The sequence below is a fragment of the Paractinoplanes polyasparticus genome (assembly GCF_019710575.1).
Lineage (GTDB): Bacteria > Actinomycetota > Actinomycetes > Mycobacteriales > Micromonosporaceae > Actinoplanes > Actinoplanes polyasparticus.
In genome coordinates this window covers 123,993-140,402 of sequence record NZ_JAHWFK010000005.1, presented here as the reverse complement: position 1 = coordinate 140,402, position 16,410 = coordinate 123,993, and the positions used below count along the sequence as shown (strand labels likewise).

General features: G+C 70.8%; 12 protein-coding genes and 1 pseudogene. 7 read left to right on the top strand and 6 right to left on the bottom strand.

Features of this window, described 5'->3' with window-relative positions:
- Positions 1–21: 21 nt before the first annotated feature.
- Complete coding sequence (locus tag KXC43_RS07920; RefSeq protein ID WP_221375310.1) at positions 22–687, bottom strand: Rossmann-fold NAD(P)-binding domain-containing protein; 666 nt, start codon at positions 685–687, stop codon at positions 22–24.
- 185 nt (positions 688–872) lie between these two features.
- Complete coding sequence (locus tag KXC43_RS07915) at positions 873–1,871, bottom strand: glycoside hydrolase family 113 protein (protein WP_221375309.1); 999 nt, start codon at positions 1,869–1,871, stop codon at positions 873–875.
- Positions 1,872–1,915: 44 nt separating this feature from the next.
- Here KXC43_RS07915 and KXC43_RS07910 point away from each other — a divergent pair, with 44 nt between their 5' ends.
- Positions 1,916–2,509, top strand: a complete 594-nt coding sequence (locus tag KXC43_RS07910; protein ID WP_221375308.1) for a TetR/AcrR family transcriptional regulator — start codon at positions 1,916–1,918, stop codon at positions 2,507–2,509.
- Here KXC43_RS07910 and KXC43_RS07905 read toward each other — a convergent pair whose 3' ends face one another.
- Complete coding sequence (locus tag KXC43_RS07905; RefSeq protein ID WP_221375307.1) at positions 2,510–3,259, bottom strand: class I SAM-dependent DNA methyltransferase; 750 nt, start codon at positions 3,257–3,259, stop codon at positions 2,510–2,512. It abuts the gene before it with no gap.
- Positions 3,260–3,269: 10 nt separating this feature from the next.
- Positions 3,270–4,199 (bottom strand): SDR family NAD(P)-dependent oxidoreductase, encoded by a 930-nt coding sequence (locus tag KXC43_RS07900; RefSeq protein WP_221375306.1) that lies wholly within the window; start codon positions 4,197–4,199, stop codon positions 3,270–3,272.
- Between the two features lie 102 nt (positions 4,200–4,301).
- On the opposite strand from KXC43_RS07900, the gene KXC43_RS07895 reads away from it, so the two are divergent.
- The 3 genes from KXC43_RS07895 to KXC43_RS07885 all read left to right on the top strand — a co-directional run bounded on the left by KXC43_RS07895 (position 4,302) and on the right by KXC43_RS07885 (position 6,940).
- Positions 4,302–5,123 carry a helix-turn-helix domain-containing protein gene (locus KXC43_RS07895; RefSeq protein WP_221375305.1) on the top strand — a complete coding sequence of 274 codons (822 nt, stop codon included), beginning with the start codon at positions 4,302–4,304 and terminating at the stop codon, positions 5,121–5,123.
- A 25-nt stretch (positions 5,124–5,148) separates the two neighbouring features.
- Positions 5,149–6,384 carry an alpha-hydroxy acid oxidase gene (locus KXC43_RS07890; protein ID WP_221375304.1) on the top strand — a complete coding sequence of 412 codons (1,236 nt, stop codon included), beginning with the start codon at positions 5,149–5,151 and terminating at the stop codon, positions 6,382–6,384.
- Positions 6,385–6,454: 70 nt separating this feature from the next.
- A complete protein-coding gene (locus KXC43_RS07885) occupies positions 6,455–6,940 on the top strand; it encodes a hypothetical protein (RefSeq protein WP_221375303.1) in 486 nt (161 codons plus the stop codon).
- A 1-nt stretch (position 6,941) separates the two neighbouring features.
- On the opposite strand, the pseudogene KXC43_RS07880 reads toward KXC43_RS07885, so the two are convergent.
- Positions 6,942–7,827 (bottom strand): annotated as a pseudogene (locus tag KXC43_RS07880) (cytochrome b); the annotation flags it as partial.
- A gap of 60 nt (positions 7,828–7,887) precedes the next feature.
- On the opposite strand from KXC43_RS07880, the gene KXC43_RS07875 reads away from it, so the two are divergent.
- Together KXC43_RS07875 and fxsT are read left to right on the top strand one after the other, a co-directional pair.
- Positions 7,888–10,224, top strand: coding sequence for a DUF4062 domain-containing protein (locus KXC43_RS07875; RefSeq protein WP_308129002.1), 2,337 nt, complete (start codon positions 7,888–7,890; stop codon positions 10,222–10,224).
- 6 nt (positions 10,225–10,230) lie between these two features.
- Complete coding sequence (gene fxsT / locus KXC43_RS07870) at positions 10,231–13,917, top strand: FxSxx-COOH system tetratricopeptide repeat protein (protein ID WP_221375301.1); 3,687 nt, start codon at positions 10,231–10,233, stop codon at positions 13,915–13,917.
- A 79-nt stretch (positions 13,918–13,996) separates the two neighbouring features.
- Here fxsT and KXC43_RS07865 read toward each other — a convergent pair whose 3' ends face one another.
- Positions 13,997–15,307 carry a lysine N(6)-hydroxylase/L-ornithine N(5)-oxygenase family protein gene (locus KXC43_RS07865; protein ID WP_221375300.1) on the bottom strand — a complete coding sequence of 437 codons (1,311 nt, stop codon included), beginning with the start codon at positions 15,305–15,307 and terminating at the stop codon, positions 13,997–13,999.
- Between the two features lie 142 nt (positions 15,308–15,449).
- Here KXC43_RS07865 and KXC43_RS07860 point away from each other — a divergent pair, with 142 nt between their 5' ends.
- Positions 15,450–16,394, top strand: coding sequence for a methionyl-tRNA formyltransferase (locus KXC43_RS07860; RefSeq protein WP_221375299.1), 945 nt, complete (start codon positions 15,450–15,452; stop codon positions 16,392–16,394).
- The last annotated feature ends 16 nt before the right edge of the window (positions 16,395–16,410 follow it).

The following is a 16,410-nucleotide window of genomic DNA, read 5'->3' as shown; positions in this document are numbered from 1 at the left end:
AACCGTCGGAGCTAAGGCGGTTCAACGACCCTCGGCGTCTGCTGCGGGGAAGTAGTGACCGTTGTCCAGATCGTCGAGCAGGCGGGGCTGAACGGGTTCCCAGCCGAGGGTCCGGCGGGTGATGAGGTTGGACGCCGGATAGCTCTGCGTGACGATGTTCGCGAGGAACCCGAAGTATCCCGGCAGCACCAGTTCGTCGACGGGAACGCTCACGGCGGGCAGGCCCAGCCGGCTGCCGATGGCCTCGGCGATCTCGCGGAACGGGATGCCCCCGTCGTCAATCGCGTGCCAGTATCTGCCGGCCGGCCCCTTCTCCAGCGCCAGGCGGAACAAGGAGGCGAGGTCGCGGGCATGCACGGCGTTCCACCGGTTGGCGCCGTCTGCCGGGTAGCCGATGAAGCCCTTCTCCTTCGCGAGCGCGATCAGCGCCGGGAGGAAGCCGGCACGATCGGTCGTGTCGTGCGCGATGTTGGCGATCCGCACGACCGACGACCGCACTCCCCGCTCGGCGAGGCCGATCACGGTGGATTCCCCGACGTTACGAGCCCGTAGGGTGCCCTTGTGCTCGTCGCTGCTGGGAAGAGCCGGATCCTCCTCGGTGGCCGTCCGGCCCAGGAATCCCTGCCCGGGTGAGCCGATGCTCCGCGCCGCGACCAGCGGCTTTCCGGCGGTAGCGCCATCGCGCACCTCGCCCGCTGGTCGACGACTTCCTCACCGCGGCTCGGGCGACGGCCGAGGCCACGGCCGAATGCGGCAACTATGAGATGTGGCAGGTCGGAGACGGTGCCGCCGCAACCGGTTGAGTGACCCGGAAGCCGTGCATCGCCCAGCGTTCGAGCCGCTGACCGGGCCGCAGGGAGACCGTGTAACGGTCAGGCGGCTCGATGGCGGCCGTAGTCGGCCAGGGCGTGGAAGGCGGCCTTCGGGGTCCATGAACCGTCCGGCTGTACGCGGACGATGCCTCGGGCGGCCAGGTCGTAGTCGTGGTCCGGGTCGTCGGTGGTGGGCAGGTGGCGGTTGGCGAACGTGTAGACGAAGGCCGCTTCCACGCCGCCCGCCTCGTAGTCGCGCACCAGGTTCAGGATGTAGCGGGCCTGGCCCTCCTCGTCGCGCGAAAGGTCGGCGTTGAGCTTCGCTGCACGGCCGTTGTTGTCGTAGCTGACCGGTTCGGCTGCGCCGGCTACTCCGGGTGCGCCGTGGAAGGTGCAGCAGCCGAATTCGGTCACGGCGTACGGCTTGCCCTGGCTCACCGCTGTGGCCAGGGTCTGGGGGAACGTGGCGGCGTTGCTCGCGTCGCGGTAGCCGGCGTCGCTGGCGATGATGTCGAACAACGCCCAGTCGACGTCCTCCAGCGGGATCGAGGCGTAGCTGATCGGGCCGCCGAAGCGTTTCCGCACGGCGGGCACCAGCTCGGCGAAGAAGTCACGTACGGCGGCTCGTGCGGCGGGCACGGCCTCGCGCATGCGCATCGGGTCGGTGAACAGCGCCATGCGTTCGGGTAGGTCCCGTCCCGGCAGGAAGCCGTCGGTGAACAGCGAGATCTCGGAACCCGTCAGGTAGACGACCGAGGCGCCGCCGCGGCGCAGGCGCTCGGCTCGTTCGGCGCCGTCCAGCACGAACGCGCGCAGGCCTTCGCGGTCGAGGCCGTTGGTGAACGGGCAGTACCAGACCTCCAGGCCGGCTTCGGCGGCGTAGCGTGCGGCGAGTTCGATTCTGTCCTGCACGCCGCCGGTGATCCGTACGGCGTCGCAGTGCAGTTCGTCGCGGATGACGTGGAGGTCGCGCCGCACCGTCTCGGCGTCGAACGGCTCGTGGGTCGTGGATCCGGCGCTCACGAAGCCGGTGTCGTAGTTCAAGCCGAAGACGCGCATGGGCCTTCCCTCCTCCATAGGGTACGTCGCGTACCCTATAACGCATGGGCGCGCGACGGCGAGGCGAGGAACTGGAACAGGCGATCCTGCGCGCGGCGGCCGAGGAATTGCGCGAATCCGGTTACGCCGGCCTGACCATGGACAAGGTGGCTGTCCGGGCCGGCACCAACAAGAACGCCATCTACCGCCGGTGGCCGCATCGGGCGGCGCTGGGCATCGCCGCCTACCGCCACCTGACCGACGCCGCCATGCCCGACCCCGACACGGGCACGCTGCGCGGGGACGCCCTCGAGATGTTGCGCGCGGCCAACGAGACGTGGTCCTCCCCGTACGGCGCCGTCCTGCGCAGCCTGCTGGCGGCTGCAGCCGACGAACCGGAATTGCTCGATCTCATGCGCGAACGCTCAGGCGCCGACACGATGGACCGGGCATGGCTGACGATGCTCGAACGAGCAGTCGCACGCGGCGAGGCGCCGGCCGCCGCCGTCCACCCGCTGGTCGCCGCGATGCCGATGATGCTGCTGCGAGCCGAGTACGCGACGCGTGGCATCCCCACCGTCCCCGACCGGACGCTGGTCGACATCGTCGACGAGCTGTTCCTCCCGCTTGTGCGCGGACGCGGGGTGCCGCGGGGCTGATCAGACGGCCGAAGCCGGCGCGGGCCGGCAGGTCAGGGCCAGCATGGTGGGGATGGTCGCGAACCAGCGTTCGTAGTCGGTCCACTCGGATTCGGGCCGGGTGTGGTGGGGCAGCGTCGGCGGCTCGTGCAGGCCGGTGACGACGAACCCGTTGCTGACGAGCAGATCCACGTACCACGAGAGCGGACGGTGGTAGTGCTGATGGCCGCCGAAGGTCGTGATCCAGCGCTGCTCGTGACGCAGGTAGCCGGTGACCTTTCGGTACCGCTCCCCGTCGTCGACCGGCTCCTGGGCGAAGAAGCTCGGGTGCAGGATCGAGAACGTGAAGGATCCCTGCGGAGTCAACGAGTCACGCACGTCGCGGACGAGCTGATCGAGGTCGGGAAGGTCCATCAGCACCATGTGCGCGACCACGGCGTGATACTGCGTCAGCGGACGCGGAAGGCCGGCCGTCAGGTCGTGCGCGACGAAGGTGATGTCCGGAAAGGCGCCGGCGGCCCGTTCGAGCAGCGCCGTGCTGCCGTCGATGCCGGTCACGACGGCGCCCGCCGAGCGGAGCTGCTCGCCGAGCCACCCGTGGCCGCAGCCGAGATCCAGCACGGACCGGCCGCTGACGTCGCCCAAGGCCTGCCACAGGAAGGGGGCGAGCCGCCGATAGAACGAGTCGCTGGTTCCGTTCACGTGCTCGGCGTACTGGCCGGCGGCACTGTTCCAGAGGCGGATATCCCGTCGGCCCGACATGGCGGTCATGCTCGCACATTCAGCGAAGAGCGGCGGCGGACAACGTCCACAGGCGGTCCGCGTTGGCCGGGTCGAGGGAGTAGGCGGCCACGCTCGCCACCAGGTCGGGCACCTCGGCGGGGCGGTGGTCGACCACGGACGCCTCCTGGTTGTCGTTGAAGTAGCGGCCGCCGATGCCCTCGAGCAGGTGCGAAACGGCCACGAGCACCGTGGTCGAGGCGCCCTGCTCGGTGGACTTCCGCAGCTCGATCGGGGTGGCCAGCTTGCCGCCGACGTGCCGTTGCAGCGGGGTGGCGATGGCGCCCGGGTTGACCGCGTTGGCGGTGATGCCGTCGTCGCGCCAGCGATCGGTGGCGGCCACGGTGAACAGGTTGACCGCGGTCTTCGACTGCCCGTACGCCAGCACCGGATCGTACGGGCGGAAGTTGAAGTTGATGTCGTCGAAGACGACCGGTGAGAACAGATGGCCGGACGAGCTCAGCGACACCACGCGGGCCCCGCCGGCCGCCGCCAGCGCCGGGCGCAGACCCACGGTGAGCGCGAAATGTCCCAGGTGGTTGGTGGCGAACTGCGCTTCCCAGCCGTACGGGTCGAGCCGGCGCTCCTGGATGGCCATGACCCCGGCATTGTTGATCAGCAGGTGCAACGGTCCGGTCCAGGCCGCGACGAAGGCGGCGACCGAGGCCCGGTCGGTCAGTTCCAGCGGCCGGACCTCGACCCGCGGGTTGCCGGTGGACGCGACGATCTCGGCCGCGACCAGCTCGCCGCGGGCCCGGTCACGGACCGCGAGGGTGACGGCCGCGCCCCGGCGGGCCAGGGTGCGCGCGGTCTCGACGCCGATGCCGGAGGCGCCGCCGGTGACGATCGCACGTTTGCCGGCGAGGTCGGCGTCCTCGCTGACCTGATCGGCGGTGGCGGAAGCGTCGAAGGGAGTGGTGATGATGTCCATGGCTTGGAGAATGCGACCGTTCGGCGCCGCTTCGGTGCGTCCCGCTGATCCTGGGGTTGCCGGGACCACCTTCCGGCCGCCCTCTCTCCGTACGGTGAAAGGGTGAGCGCTGCTGAAGGTCTGGGCCCGTATCTGCGGGCACGCCGCGAGACGATCCGGCCCGAGGACGTCGGCCTGCCCCCGGGCAGCCGGCGCAAGGTGGCCGGCCTGCGCCGCGAGGAACTGGCGCTGCTGGCCGGGATCAGCGCCGACTATTATCTGCGGCTCGAACAGGGCCGCGACCGGCACCCGTCCCCGCAGGTGCTCAACGCCTTGGCCCGGGCCCTGAAACTGGACGCGGACAGCGCCGCCTACCTGCACGCCCTGGGCGCCCCGACGCCTGCCCGGCGCGCCCGCCGTCCGCAGCGGCTCGCCACCGGCACCCGCCTGCTGCTCGACCAGCTGCCCATGCCCGCCTTCGTGCAGGACGAGTTCTATCGGGTGCTCGGGGCCAATCTGCTCGGCCGCGCGCTGTCGCCCCACCATCGGCCGGGCGCGAACCTGCTGCGCGCGCTGTTCCTCGACCCGGCCGAGCGGCAGCTACGAGCGGACTGGGACCGTGCCACCCGCGAGGCGGTGGCCGGACTGCGCGCGGTGTCGGTGCGCGACAGCACCGATCCCCGGCTCATGGCGCTGGTCGGCGAGCTGTCGGTGCAGAGCGACCACTTCCGGCAGCTGTGGGCCAAGCATGACGTCCGCCGCCGTACGGGCGGAGTCAGCAAGCTGGTGCATCCCCAGGTCGGGCCGCTCGAACTGCGCCACGAGAAGCTGGCCGTGCTCGGGTCGGAGGGTCAGGTGCTGGTCGTCTATCACGCCGAGCCGGGCAGCCCGTCGTCGCAGGCGCTCGATCTGCTGGGCAGCATCGCGGTCACCTTGGACGAGTGAGGATTTTTCGCCGTACGCTGGCGGCGTGGTCCAGCGTCAGGTACCCAAGCCCGCCGAAATCCTCGAGCTCATGCAGTTCAAGAGGCCCCAGCTCAACGGCCGCAGGCGGCGTCTGGAAGCCGCGCTGACGATCGAGGACCTGCGGCTGATCGCCAAGCGCCGCACGCCCCGGGCCGCTTTCGACTACACCGACGGCGCCGCCGAGGGTGAGCTGTCGCTGGCGCGGGCCCGGCAGGCCTTCCAGGACGTCGAGTTCCACCCGTCGGTGCTGCGGGACGTCGCGAACGTCGACACGTCGACCACCGTGTCCGGCGGTCCCTCGGCGCTGCCGTTCGGCATCGCGCCGACCGGGTTCACCCGCCTCATGCAGACCGAGGGCGAGACGGCCGGCGCCGGCGCGGCGGCCGCCGCGGGCATCCCGTTCTGCCTCTCCACGCTGGGCACCACCAGCATCGAGACGGTCAAGGAGGTGAATCCGGCCGGCCGCAACTGGTTCCAGCTCTACGTGATGAAGCAGCGCGAGATCTCGTACGCCCTGGTCGAGCGGGCCGCCAAGGCCGGCTTCGACACGCTGTTCTTCACGGTCGACACCCCGGTGGCCGGGGCCCGGCTGCGCGACAAGCGCAACGGCTTCTCCATCCCGCCCCAGCTGGGCCTGCGCACCATCGCCAACGCGGTGCCGCGCCCGTGGTGGTGGTACGACTTCCTGACCACCCCGAAGCTCGAGTTCGCCTCGCTGTCGGCCACCGGCGGCACGGTCGGCGAGCTGCTCGACGCGGCCATGGACCCGACCATCAGCTACGAGGACCTGCGGATCATCCGCGAGATGTGGCCCGGCAAGCTGGCGGTCAAGGGCGTGCAGACGGTGGAGGACGCGAAGAAGCTGGCCGGCCTGGGGGTCGACGGCATCGTGCTCTCCAACCACGGCGGCCGCCAGCTCGACCGCGCGCCGATCCCGTTCCACCTGCTGCCCCGGGTCGTGCGCGAGGTCGGCGCCGACGTCGAGATCACCGTCGACACCGGCATCATGAACGGCGCCGACATCGTCGCCTGCATCGCCCTGGGCGCCCGGTTCACCCTGATCGGCCGGGCCTACCTGTACGGCCTGATGGCCGGCGGACGCCCCGGCGTCGACCGGGCCATCCAGATCCTCACCGAGCAGATCGTCCGCACCATGAAGCTGCTCGGCGCCCACAGCCTGCAGGAGCTGACCCCGGCCCACGTCACCCAGCTGGCCCGCCTGGCGCCGATCAGTCGCTGAGCAACCCGCCCGGCGGGGGTGCGGGCCGCGGCGGGCGCCCGGCTCGTGTGACGGCGCATATAAAGGACGCATGCCCACGATCTTCCGGAGCGGACGTCCTCTGGTGGCGCTCGCCCTCGTTCCCGCCTTCCTCTCCGCCTGCAGCGCGGACGAAGCCCCGGAGGGTCCGCCGCCGGCATCGGCTTCGCTGTCGTCCCCTGAGGTCTCCGCATCCAGTTCGCCCACGCCGGTGACGCGGCCGTCGTTTCCGCGTGAGGACTCCGGCCGTACCCTCGCGCATCTCGACGACCGCACCGGTTCGTGGAAGGCGACGCTGGGAAAGGCCGGCGACAAGGGGTCGCTGAGCATCACCGTCATGTGTGTCGGCGGCGGCGTCATCACCGTCAGCTATCGCGGCGCCGGCGGGGGTGCGGCCTCCATGTCACCGCACTGTGACGGCGAGCAGACGGGCATTCAGGACGAGGCTCTGGCGGCCGGAAGAGTGACCGTCTCCGTCGTTCCGGGCGGCCGGCAGCGGTGGGCGCTCGACGTCACCCGCGACCCTCGCGGGGACTGACGGTGATCGCGTAGGCCAGCGGCGGCCCGAGCAGCAGCCCGATCCGGCCGGCCCAGGTCATCGCGTTCAGGCTGACGTGGAACTTGTCGGCGATGATGTCGTTGCCGCCGGAGACGGTGGCGATCAGGAAGAACGTGAGCGCCATGACGCCGAGACCGGTGCGGTGGGGCACGTCGCGCGGTCGCTGCAGCAGGTTGTGCCGCTGATGGTCCCTGGTCCACCGCCTTTCCAGGAACGGGTACGCGGCCGTGAGCGTCAGCATCGCGCCGAAGCCGACCGCGGCCCGCCAGAAGATGGGCGGGATGCTGTAGCCGTCCCGATCGGGATGGTGATCTGCCAGGCCGGCATGAGGCGCACGAGGCCGTCGAGGAACATGACGTACCAGTCGGGCTGGCTGGCCGCGGACACGTCGGCCGGCCGGTACGGGCCTGTTCCAGATCGGGTTGATCTGGAACAGGCCGGCGCTGAGCGCGATGACCGCGGACACCGACAGGAACATGCCGCCCTGTTTCAGGGCGTACCGGGGGGAACATGCGCTCGCCGACCACGTTGTGCTCGGTGCGCCCGGGCCCCGGCCATTGCGTGTGCTTCTGCACGAAGACCAGGCCCACGTGGATGGTGACCAGCGCCAGCAGCACGGCCGGGACGATCAGGACATGCAGGATGAAGAACCGGGCGAGGATGAGTTCGCCGGGGAATTCGCCGCCGAACAGCGCCGCCGAGGCCCAGGTGCCGATGACCGGGACGGACAGGATGATGGCCGACGCGATGCGCAGCCCGGTGCCCGACAGCCCGTCGTCGGGGAGCGAACAACCGGTGAAGCCGGCCAGGAATCCGAACACGAACAGGCCGACGCCGAGCACCCAGTTGGCCTCCCGCGGCCGGCGGCAGCACCGCCCGTCCGGAGGAGAGTCGTCGGTAGACGGTGGACGGTAGGGTGGCCTGCTGTGGCGGACGAGAAGCTTCTGGTGTTTCTGAGCCACACGTCCGAGCTCAGGGCCCATCCGGCGGGGCGCAGCTTCGTCGACGCGGCTGAGTCCGCTGTGCTCAAGGTCGGCTGGCTGCCGGTCGACATGAAGCATTTCGCCGCTCAGGACCAGAATGCCGCCGCGGCGTCCATCGAGGCGGTCGAGAAGGCCGACATCCTGGTCGGGCTGGTCGGCTTCCGGTGGGGCAGCGCGGTCAGCGACGAGCCCGACAAGTCGTACACCGAACTCGAGTTCGACGCGGCCAGCCGCCGCCGGCCGCCGTTGACCCGGCTGATGTTCCTTCTCGCCGGTGACCGGGTGCTGCCGATCCCGTTCGACCAGATGCGCGACGCGAACAGCGCCCGGCAGGAGGCCTTCCGGAAGCGGGTCATGCAGGAAGGTCTGATCGTCAGCACGGTGGCCGGTCCGGACGAGCTCGAAGTGGCGCTCCTCCACGCGCTCACCGAGGAGAAGGCGCGGCGGCGGTCCAAGGCCGAGGCCGAGCGCACCAGAATCGGACCGGCAACTTCCGCCGGCGCCGTGCGGCTGCTCACGCACCCGGCCGACGTCGAGCGGCGGGCGTGGCTGGCCGGCGTGCTCAATCAGGCCGGCTTCATCGTGTCCGCGGGCGACGGCGACGGCCCGCTGGTCGTGGGGGCGACCTACAAGGCGGTGGCGACCGGCCTGCTCGGCGGCTCGCAGCTCGAACCGGGACCGTTCATCATCGTCGAGCTGGACGAGGACCTGGCCATCGCCGCCGATACGACGCGCGTGCGGGCCTATGACGGCACGCCGGAGACGATCGCCGGACGGCTGCGAGAGGCTCTGGCGCCCTTCCTGCCACCGGAACCAGCCGAGCCGATCACACCGGTCGCGGTGTCGTCCGAGCCGGTCACCGGGCCCGACGCCCTCGACCAGCTGACCGACGAGCTGGACTTCGACACCGGGCACATCGCGTCCTTCCGGGCCGACCTGCGGCCGGAACGACTCAGCGCGCTCCCGGCCGTCCTGTCCGATCGGCAGTTCCTCGAGAGCTGCGCCCTGATGAGCGGCGGCCGGCTGACCCGGGCAGGCGTGTTGCTGTTCGGCCGCCAGCCGGAACGTGTGCTGCCCACGGCGCTGGTGCAGTGCACGCACTACTTCGGCACCGAACGGGCGGCCGCCCGCGAGTCCGAGCACATGCACGGGCCGATCGCGCACCAGATCGAACGGGCGCGGCAGTTCGTCGCCGACCGCACGGGCGAGGGCTCGGCAGCCGCCTACCCGATGATCGCGGTGCGTGAGGTGCTCGCCAACGCCCTGGTGCACCGCGATTACGAGGACCGCGAGCGTACCGTCCACGTGCGGCTGTTCGCCGACCGTCTGGAGATCAGCAGCCCCGGCGCCTGGGCCGGGCGCACCCTCCCCGACGAGCAGGCGCAGGATCTGCGTGCGCTGGCGGGCGAGTCACGCAAGCGGAACTTCCGGCTCGCCAGCGCCCTCACCTGGGTCAAACTGGTCGAGGGGGAGGGGAGTGGCATCCCGACCGCTGTCGCCGACTGCGCGGAACTGGACGCTCCGGAGCCGGTTGTCGTGCGGCAGGACGGCTTCGTCAAGGTCGTGTTGCGGCCGAGCCGGAGCGGCGCGCCGGGCGGGCGCTCGGGCCCGGTGTGGAACATCCCCGCCCGTACGGCGAACTTCGTCGGCCGCGACGACCTGCTGGACAAGATCGGGCGGGCGTTCGCCTCGGCCGCCTCGTCGGTCCTGGTGCTGCACGGCGACCAGGGCACCGGCAAGACGACGACGGCCAAGGAGTTCGCGCACCGGCACGCCGGCGACTACGACGTGGCCTGGTGGGTCAGCGCCAACGATCCGGCGCCGGTCGACGACCAGCTGGCCGCGCTGGCCCGGACCATCCGCCCGGAGTCCGCGGAGACCCGCCCCGACCTCGGCGAAGCACTGAGCGGGCAGCGTTCGCTGCTGGTGCTCGACGACATCGAGAATCCGGCCGAGGTGCTGTCGCGGCTGCCGGCCGAGGCGGGGCACGTGCTGATCACCTCACAGCACGGCGGCCGGGTCGGCGCAGCCGCGGCGATCACCGTCGGCCGGTTCGGCCGGGCCGAATCGATCGCCTTGCTGAGGAGCCGCGATCCCGAGCTGACCGTCGGCCAGGCCGATCGGATCGCCGCCGCCAAGGGCGACCTTCCGCGCGAGGTGGAATCGGTGGTCGACTTCCTGGGCTACACCGGGCTCAGCGCCGACGACTACCTCGCCCAGGCCGCGCGCGCCGCCCTCGACGAGATGCCGGGGCCGGGCCAACCCGGCCCGGTAGATTGACCTGCTGTGTCGGACCGTCCCTTGCGGGTCTTCCTGAGCTACGGCCCGGATCTGCTCGAGCACCCGGTCGGCCGGGACCTCGTGTCCGCCGCCGAGGCAGCCGTCCGCCGGGCCGGCTGCGTGTTCACCCACCCGGAGGGCCACGGCGTCCGGCGTACGGCCGATGTGGTCAAGGACGTTCACGGAGCCGACATCTACGTGGGCATCGTGGGCTCCCGCTACGGTCCGGCGGTCCACGACGACCCGAGCCGGTCCTATCCCGACCTGGAGTTCGAGGCCGCCGGCGTGCGGGAGCCGCCGCTCACCCGCCTGGTCTTCCTGCTCACCGGCATCGACCGCGACGCGAGGCAGGCCGATTTCCGGCGGCGACTGCGTCATGCGGGTCTGGTCGTCGCCGAGATCGACGGCTCGCCCCAGCTCGAGACCCGCCTCTTCGAGGCACTGACCGAGGAGCACGATCGGCGCCGGGCCAAGGCCGCGGCCGGGCTCCCCGCGGTGCCGGGCCGGCCGGTCCGGCAACGGGGGGTCCGCCTGCTGGCCCACCCGAAGGACGTCGAGCCGGCCGCCGAGCTGTCCCGCTGGTTGCAGGCGGCCGGGTTCGCGCCGGGAGCCGAGCCGGGGGCGCCCGAGGTGGTGTGCGCGACGTACCGCGCGGTCGCCACCGGGTGGCTCGACGAGTTGCGGCTGGATCCGCGGTCGGTGCTGGTGGAGATGGACGAGGATCTCGACCTCGGGCCGCTCACCGGCCGGCTCAGCGTCCCGGCGTACGGCTTGAGCGGCGAAGGTGCGACGGCGGGCCTCCGTTCCCTGCTCGATCCGTACTTCCCGCCCGAGCCGCCGGGCGAGGAGCCGGCCGCGGTGCTGTCCGATCCCGAGCACGGTGAGCTCGACTATCTGGAGCGGCTGACCGACGCCACCAACTTCGACCTGGACCAGCTCGGGGAGTTCCGCGGGCGGCTGCGGCGGGATGTGCTCGACCGGCTGCCGGAGAGCCTCTCGGCGTGGCAGTTCCTGGAGCGCTGCGGGCTGATGCGCGAGCGTCGGTTGACCAGGGCCGGCGTGCTGCTGTTCGGCCACGATCCGGCTGTTGTGCTGCCGACCGCCGTGGTGCAGTGCGTCCAGTACTTCGGCGACGACCTGACCGCCCACCGTGAGCGGGTCGACCTGTACGGCCCGCTGCCCCGGCAGATCGAGCAGGCGTGGCAGTTCGTCGCCGACCGGGTACGGCAGGGCGAAGCGCCCTCGGCGTCCAGCGCGCGGTCCGAGCCGGTGTACCGCTATCCGATGGTCGCGGTCCGCGAGGTGCTGGCGAACGCGTTGGTGCACCGGAACTACGAGGACCGCGGGCGTTCGGTGCACGTACGGCTCTTTGGCGACCGCCTCGAGATCAGCAGCCCCGGCGACTGGGAGGGCCGTGATCTGCCACCCGGCGCCGAACAGGGCCTGTCGGCGCTGGCCGGGGAGTCCCGGCACCGCAATTTCCGGGTGGCCAGCACCCTCAGCTGGACCGGACTGGTCGAGGGCGAGGGCAGCGGCATCCCCACCACGATTGCCGACTGCCGGCGGCTGGGCGCCCCCGAACCCGTGGTGACGCACGCGGACGGCTTCGTGCGGGTCGTGCTCCGCCCGTCGGGCCAACGGGGTGAGCCGGCGCCGGGGGAGAGGGTGTCGAACATCCCCGCCCGGACAGCGGCCTTCTTCGGCCGCGAGCGTGAGCTGGCCGATCTGGCGCAGGAGCTCGAACGTGGTGGCCCGACAGTGGTCCAGGCGATGGTGGGCATGGGCGGTGTCGGCAAATCGGCGGTCGTCATCGAGTACGTCCACCGCCGTAGCGCCGACTACGACGTCGCCTGGTGGGTGAATGCCGAGGATCCGGCGCTGATCCCTGACCAGCTGGCCGAATTGGCGCGCGCGCTGGGCGTGGTCGACGGGACGGCCCCGCTGGAGAGCGCGGTGGCCCGCCTCGGCGGCACGCTTCGTGACCGCAGCCGCTGGCTGCTGGTGTTCGACAACGCCGAGGATCCGGAGGCGGTGAGCAGGTTTCTGCCCGGCGGCCGCGGCCACGTCATCATCACCTCGCGCACCTCGGACTGGCGGCAGGTGGCACGCACCCAACAGGTTGATGTTTTTTCCCGTGGGGATTCGGCCCGGCTGCTGCGGGCCGTGGTGCCGTCGCTCGGTCAACGCGACGCGGAGCGGGTCGCCGAGGCGCTCGGTGATCTGCCGCTCGCGATCACCCTCAGCGGCGCCTTCCTGGCCGAAACCGGGATCGGGGTCGACGACTACCTTCGCAGCATCACCGCGCACGATTCGCCCGGTCGCCCGCAGAAGCTGGTGCCCGAATCGGTCGCGGCCTCCTCCCGGTTGGCGTTCGACCGGCTGGACGCGCAGAATCCGGCTGCGCTGCAGCTGCTGACGATGCTCGCGTGGCTGGCCCCGGACCCGGTGCCCCGCGCGCTGTTCCCGGACCATGCTGCTGTGCTGCCCGAGCCGCTGGCCGACACGGCACGCCGGCCGTTGGCGTTCGCCGAGGCAGCCGGTCTCCTCAGCAGACTCAGCCTGGCGCGGGTCACGTCCGACACCATTCAGATGCACCGCCTGATGTCCGCCCTCCTGCGTGAGCGATCCGAGGAACGGGACCAGCCGCACGCGTGGCGCCTGCGGACTGCGGGACTTCTCACCGCGGCCACCGACGAGCTGGCCGCGGAGGAACCCCGGAACTGGGTTCAATGGTCGCGGCTGCTTCCCCACGTGCTGGCGGCCGGTGACGCTGTCGGTGATCCCCACCTGCTCGACCGTGCCGCCGGTTACCTTCATGCTCGCGGCGAGGTTCTGGCGGCGTTGCCGCTGCGTGAGCGGATCTACCGGCTCGATCAGGCTCGCCTGGGCGAGGACCACCGCAACACCTTGGTCTCGGGGGCCAATCTGGCCGTGGAGCTGTCGTCGACGGGTCGGGCCCAGGAGGCACGCGACCTGCTCGACCACATTCTCGAACGGCTGCGGCGGAGTCTCGGTGAGGATCATCCGGTCACGTTGACCGCTGCGGACAACCTGGCCAGCATCCTGCGGGTGCTGGATCGGCCGGAGCACGCCCGTGATCTGTCGGAGGACACTTACGCCCGCCGGCATCGGCTTCTGGGCCCCGACCATCCGGCCACGCTCGCCACGGCGAACAACCTGGCCATCAGCCTGCTGGCCCTGGGCGATCTCGGCGGCGCGCACACGTTGTCCGAGGACGTGCTGGAGCGCCGCCGGGCACTTCTCGGCGAGGACCACCCGGACACGCTCACGGCAGCCAGCAACCTGGCCGCTGTGCTGCGAAGGTCGGGGGAGTTCGATGCGGCCATCACTCTCGACGAGGACGTCTTCGAGCGGCGTCAGCGGGTTCTGGGCGAGGACCACCCGGCGACCCTGACGTCGGCCTACAACGTGGCGGTCGACTACGCCAACCTGGGCGATGTCGCGAAGGCACGCCGGCTTGCCGGCAGCCTGGCCGGGCAGTCGTCGCGGGCGGCCGGCGACCTTCCGGCCAAACAACTGGCAATTCTGGGCGCCCTGCTCGAACACAACCTGATCAGCGTGCACGACCTGGACGAGACGTCGGCCCGGCTCGTGCAACAGGCGCGCCTCGAGCACCGCGACGCCGAGGATCCCTCCGCCGAAGATCTCTATCGCCTGGGCATGCGCGAATAGCCGCCGGGGCGGCGCGCCGCCGGGCCGGGAGTCGCGTTCGTCGTTGACATCCCGGCCGTGGTCGGCGGATCGGGTTCGTTCAGGAGACCCCGAGGGACGTACGGGCGGGGGCGGCGATCGAGGTGAGGATGTCGCCCGAGCGGACGGCCGAGGTGGAGAGCAGCGACGCCGTGATGCCGTGCGTGTGCTCGGTGCCGCCCTGCAGATAGACGCCCGCGGTCATGCTGCCGTCGGTGCGGATGCGATAGTCGCGGTCGACCAGCGGGCGGCCGAACTCGTCGCGGGCGCAGCGGTCGGCCACGTCGCCGAGCAGCGGGAACGGGTCGACCGGGGCGTAGCCGGTGGCGCAGATCAGCACGTCGGCGTCGAGGGTGGTCTGCTCGCCGGTGGTGAGCATCTCGACGTTCACCGCCACGCGGTCGCCGTCCTCGTGGGCGCCGGCCAGGCGGGACATGTTGAGCAGGCGCAGGCGGCTGGCCCCGGCCACCCGTTCGCGGTACACCCGGCGGTAGAGGTCTTCGATCAGGTCGTTGTCGACCACCGAGTAGTTCGTGTTGCTGTGATAGTTCATCAGCATCGTCTTGACCTCGGCCGGGGCGTCGAAGTAGTCGTCGACGGCCGCGGGGTCGAAAATGCGGTTGGCGAAAGAACTGTCATCGGCCGGGCTGTAGCCGTAGCGCGAGAAGACTCCGCACACCTCGGCCGTGGGGAACTTCTCATGCAGGTACGCCGTGATCTCCGCCGCGCTCTGGCCGGCTCCGACCACCACGAAGCGGTCCGCCTTCTCCACCCGGCCGACATTCGTCAGCAGGTCACGGCTGTGCCAGACGCGCTCGCCGAGCTGCACCCCGGACGGCAGGATGGGCCGCAGCCCGGTGGCCACCACCAGGTTGCGGGCCCGGCACGAGGTGACCAGGCCGTCGGCGGTGCGCGCGAGCACGTCGAACGCCTCGATCACGCCGTCGCGGACGACCGGGACGACCTCGGTGACCTCGCTGCCGTAGTGCACCACGTCGCCGACCTTGGCCGCCGCCCACTCGAGGTAGTCGTGGAACTCGACCCGCAGCGGGAAGAACGTCTTGTGGTTGATGAAGTCGATCAGCCGGCCGCGGTCCTGCAGGTAGCACAGGAAGCTGTACCGGCTGGCCGGGTTGCGCAGGGTGACCAGGTCCTTGAGGAACGACACCTGCATGGTGGCGTCCTCCAGGAGCATGCCGCGATGCCAGCCGAAAGAGGCCTGCCGCTCGAAGAAGACGGCCGTGACGGGGTTGGCGGGGGCGTCGTCGTTGTGCTCCTGGACAGCGATGGCCAGAGCCAGATTGGACGGACCGAAACCCACTCCCACCAGGTCGTAGACCGGGATATCGCGCTGCGGGCCATTCGGTGACATCGGCAGTCCTCGTGGTCGGTGTCGAGTGTGTCGACACGGCGTCAAGGGGGGTCGGCTTCCCCTCCTTATTCGGCGGAAGCGAGGTTAGACTAACCTAACTTTTGCCGACCTCGATGGGTCAGCCGAAGGGTCAGGAGGAGCCGTGCGGGTTGTCATGTTCGGGTACCAGACGTGGGGTCATCGCACCCTGCAAGCGCTGCTGGACTCGGAGCACGAGGTCACACTCGTCGTCACCCACCCGAAGAGCGATCACGCCTACGAGCGCATCTGGAGCGACTCGGTCGCCGATCTGGCTGCCGAGCACGGCATCCCGGTCGAAACCCGGGACCGGCCCGACGACGACCTGTTGCTGCCGCTCAAGGAGGCCGCGCCGGACGTCATCGTCGCCACCAACTGGCGTACGTGGATCCCGCCCCAGGTCTTCGCCCTGCCCCGGCTGGGCACGCTGAACGTGCACGACTCGCTGCTGCCCAAGTACGCGGGCTTCTCGCCCCTGATCTGGGCGCTCATCAACGGTGAGCGCGAGGTGGGCGTGACCGCTCACATGATGGACGGCGAGCTCGACGCGGGCGACATCGTGCTGCAGCGGTCCGTTCCGGTGGGCCCGCGGGACACCACCACCGACCTGTTCCACAAGACGCTCGAGCTGTTCGGCCCGATCACCGTCGACGGGCTGGCGCTGATCGAATCGGGCCGCACCGACTGGACGCCGCAGGACAGGTCGCAGGCCAGCTTCTTCCACAAGCGGTCGGACGAGGACAACCGGATCGACTGGACGTGGACAGCCGAGGAGCTCGACCGGCTGGTCCGGGCGCAGTCCGACCCGTACCCGAACGCCTATACCTACCACCGGGGGCAGCGCCTGCGGATCGTCGCGGCGCGCGTCTCGAAGGGCATCTACGGCGGCACGCCCGGCCGCATCTTCTATCGCGAGGACGACGCCGTCGTGATCGTCGCGGGCGCCGAGGCCCGCCGCGGCACGAGCCACGGCCTGGCCGTCGAGCGGATCCGTCTGGACGACGGCACCGAGCTCGGCGCCGGCGAGTACTTCCGCTCGATGGGCGGATACCTCACCCGCCACCCCTGACCTCAGATCCACGACA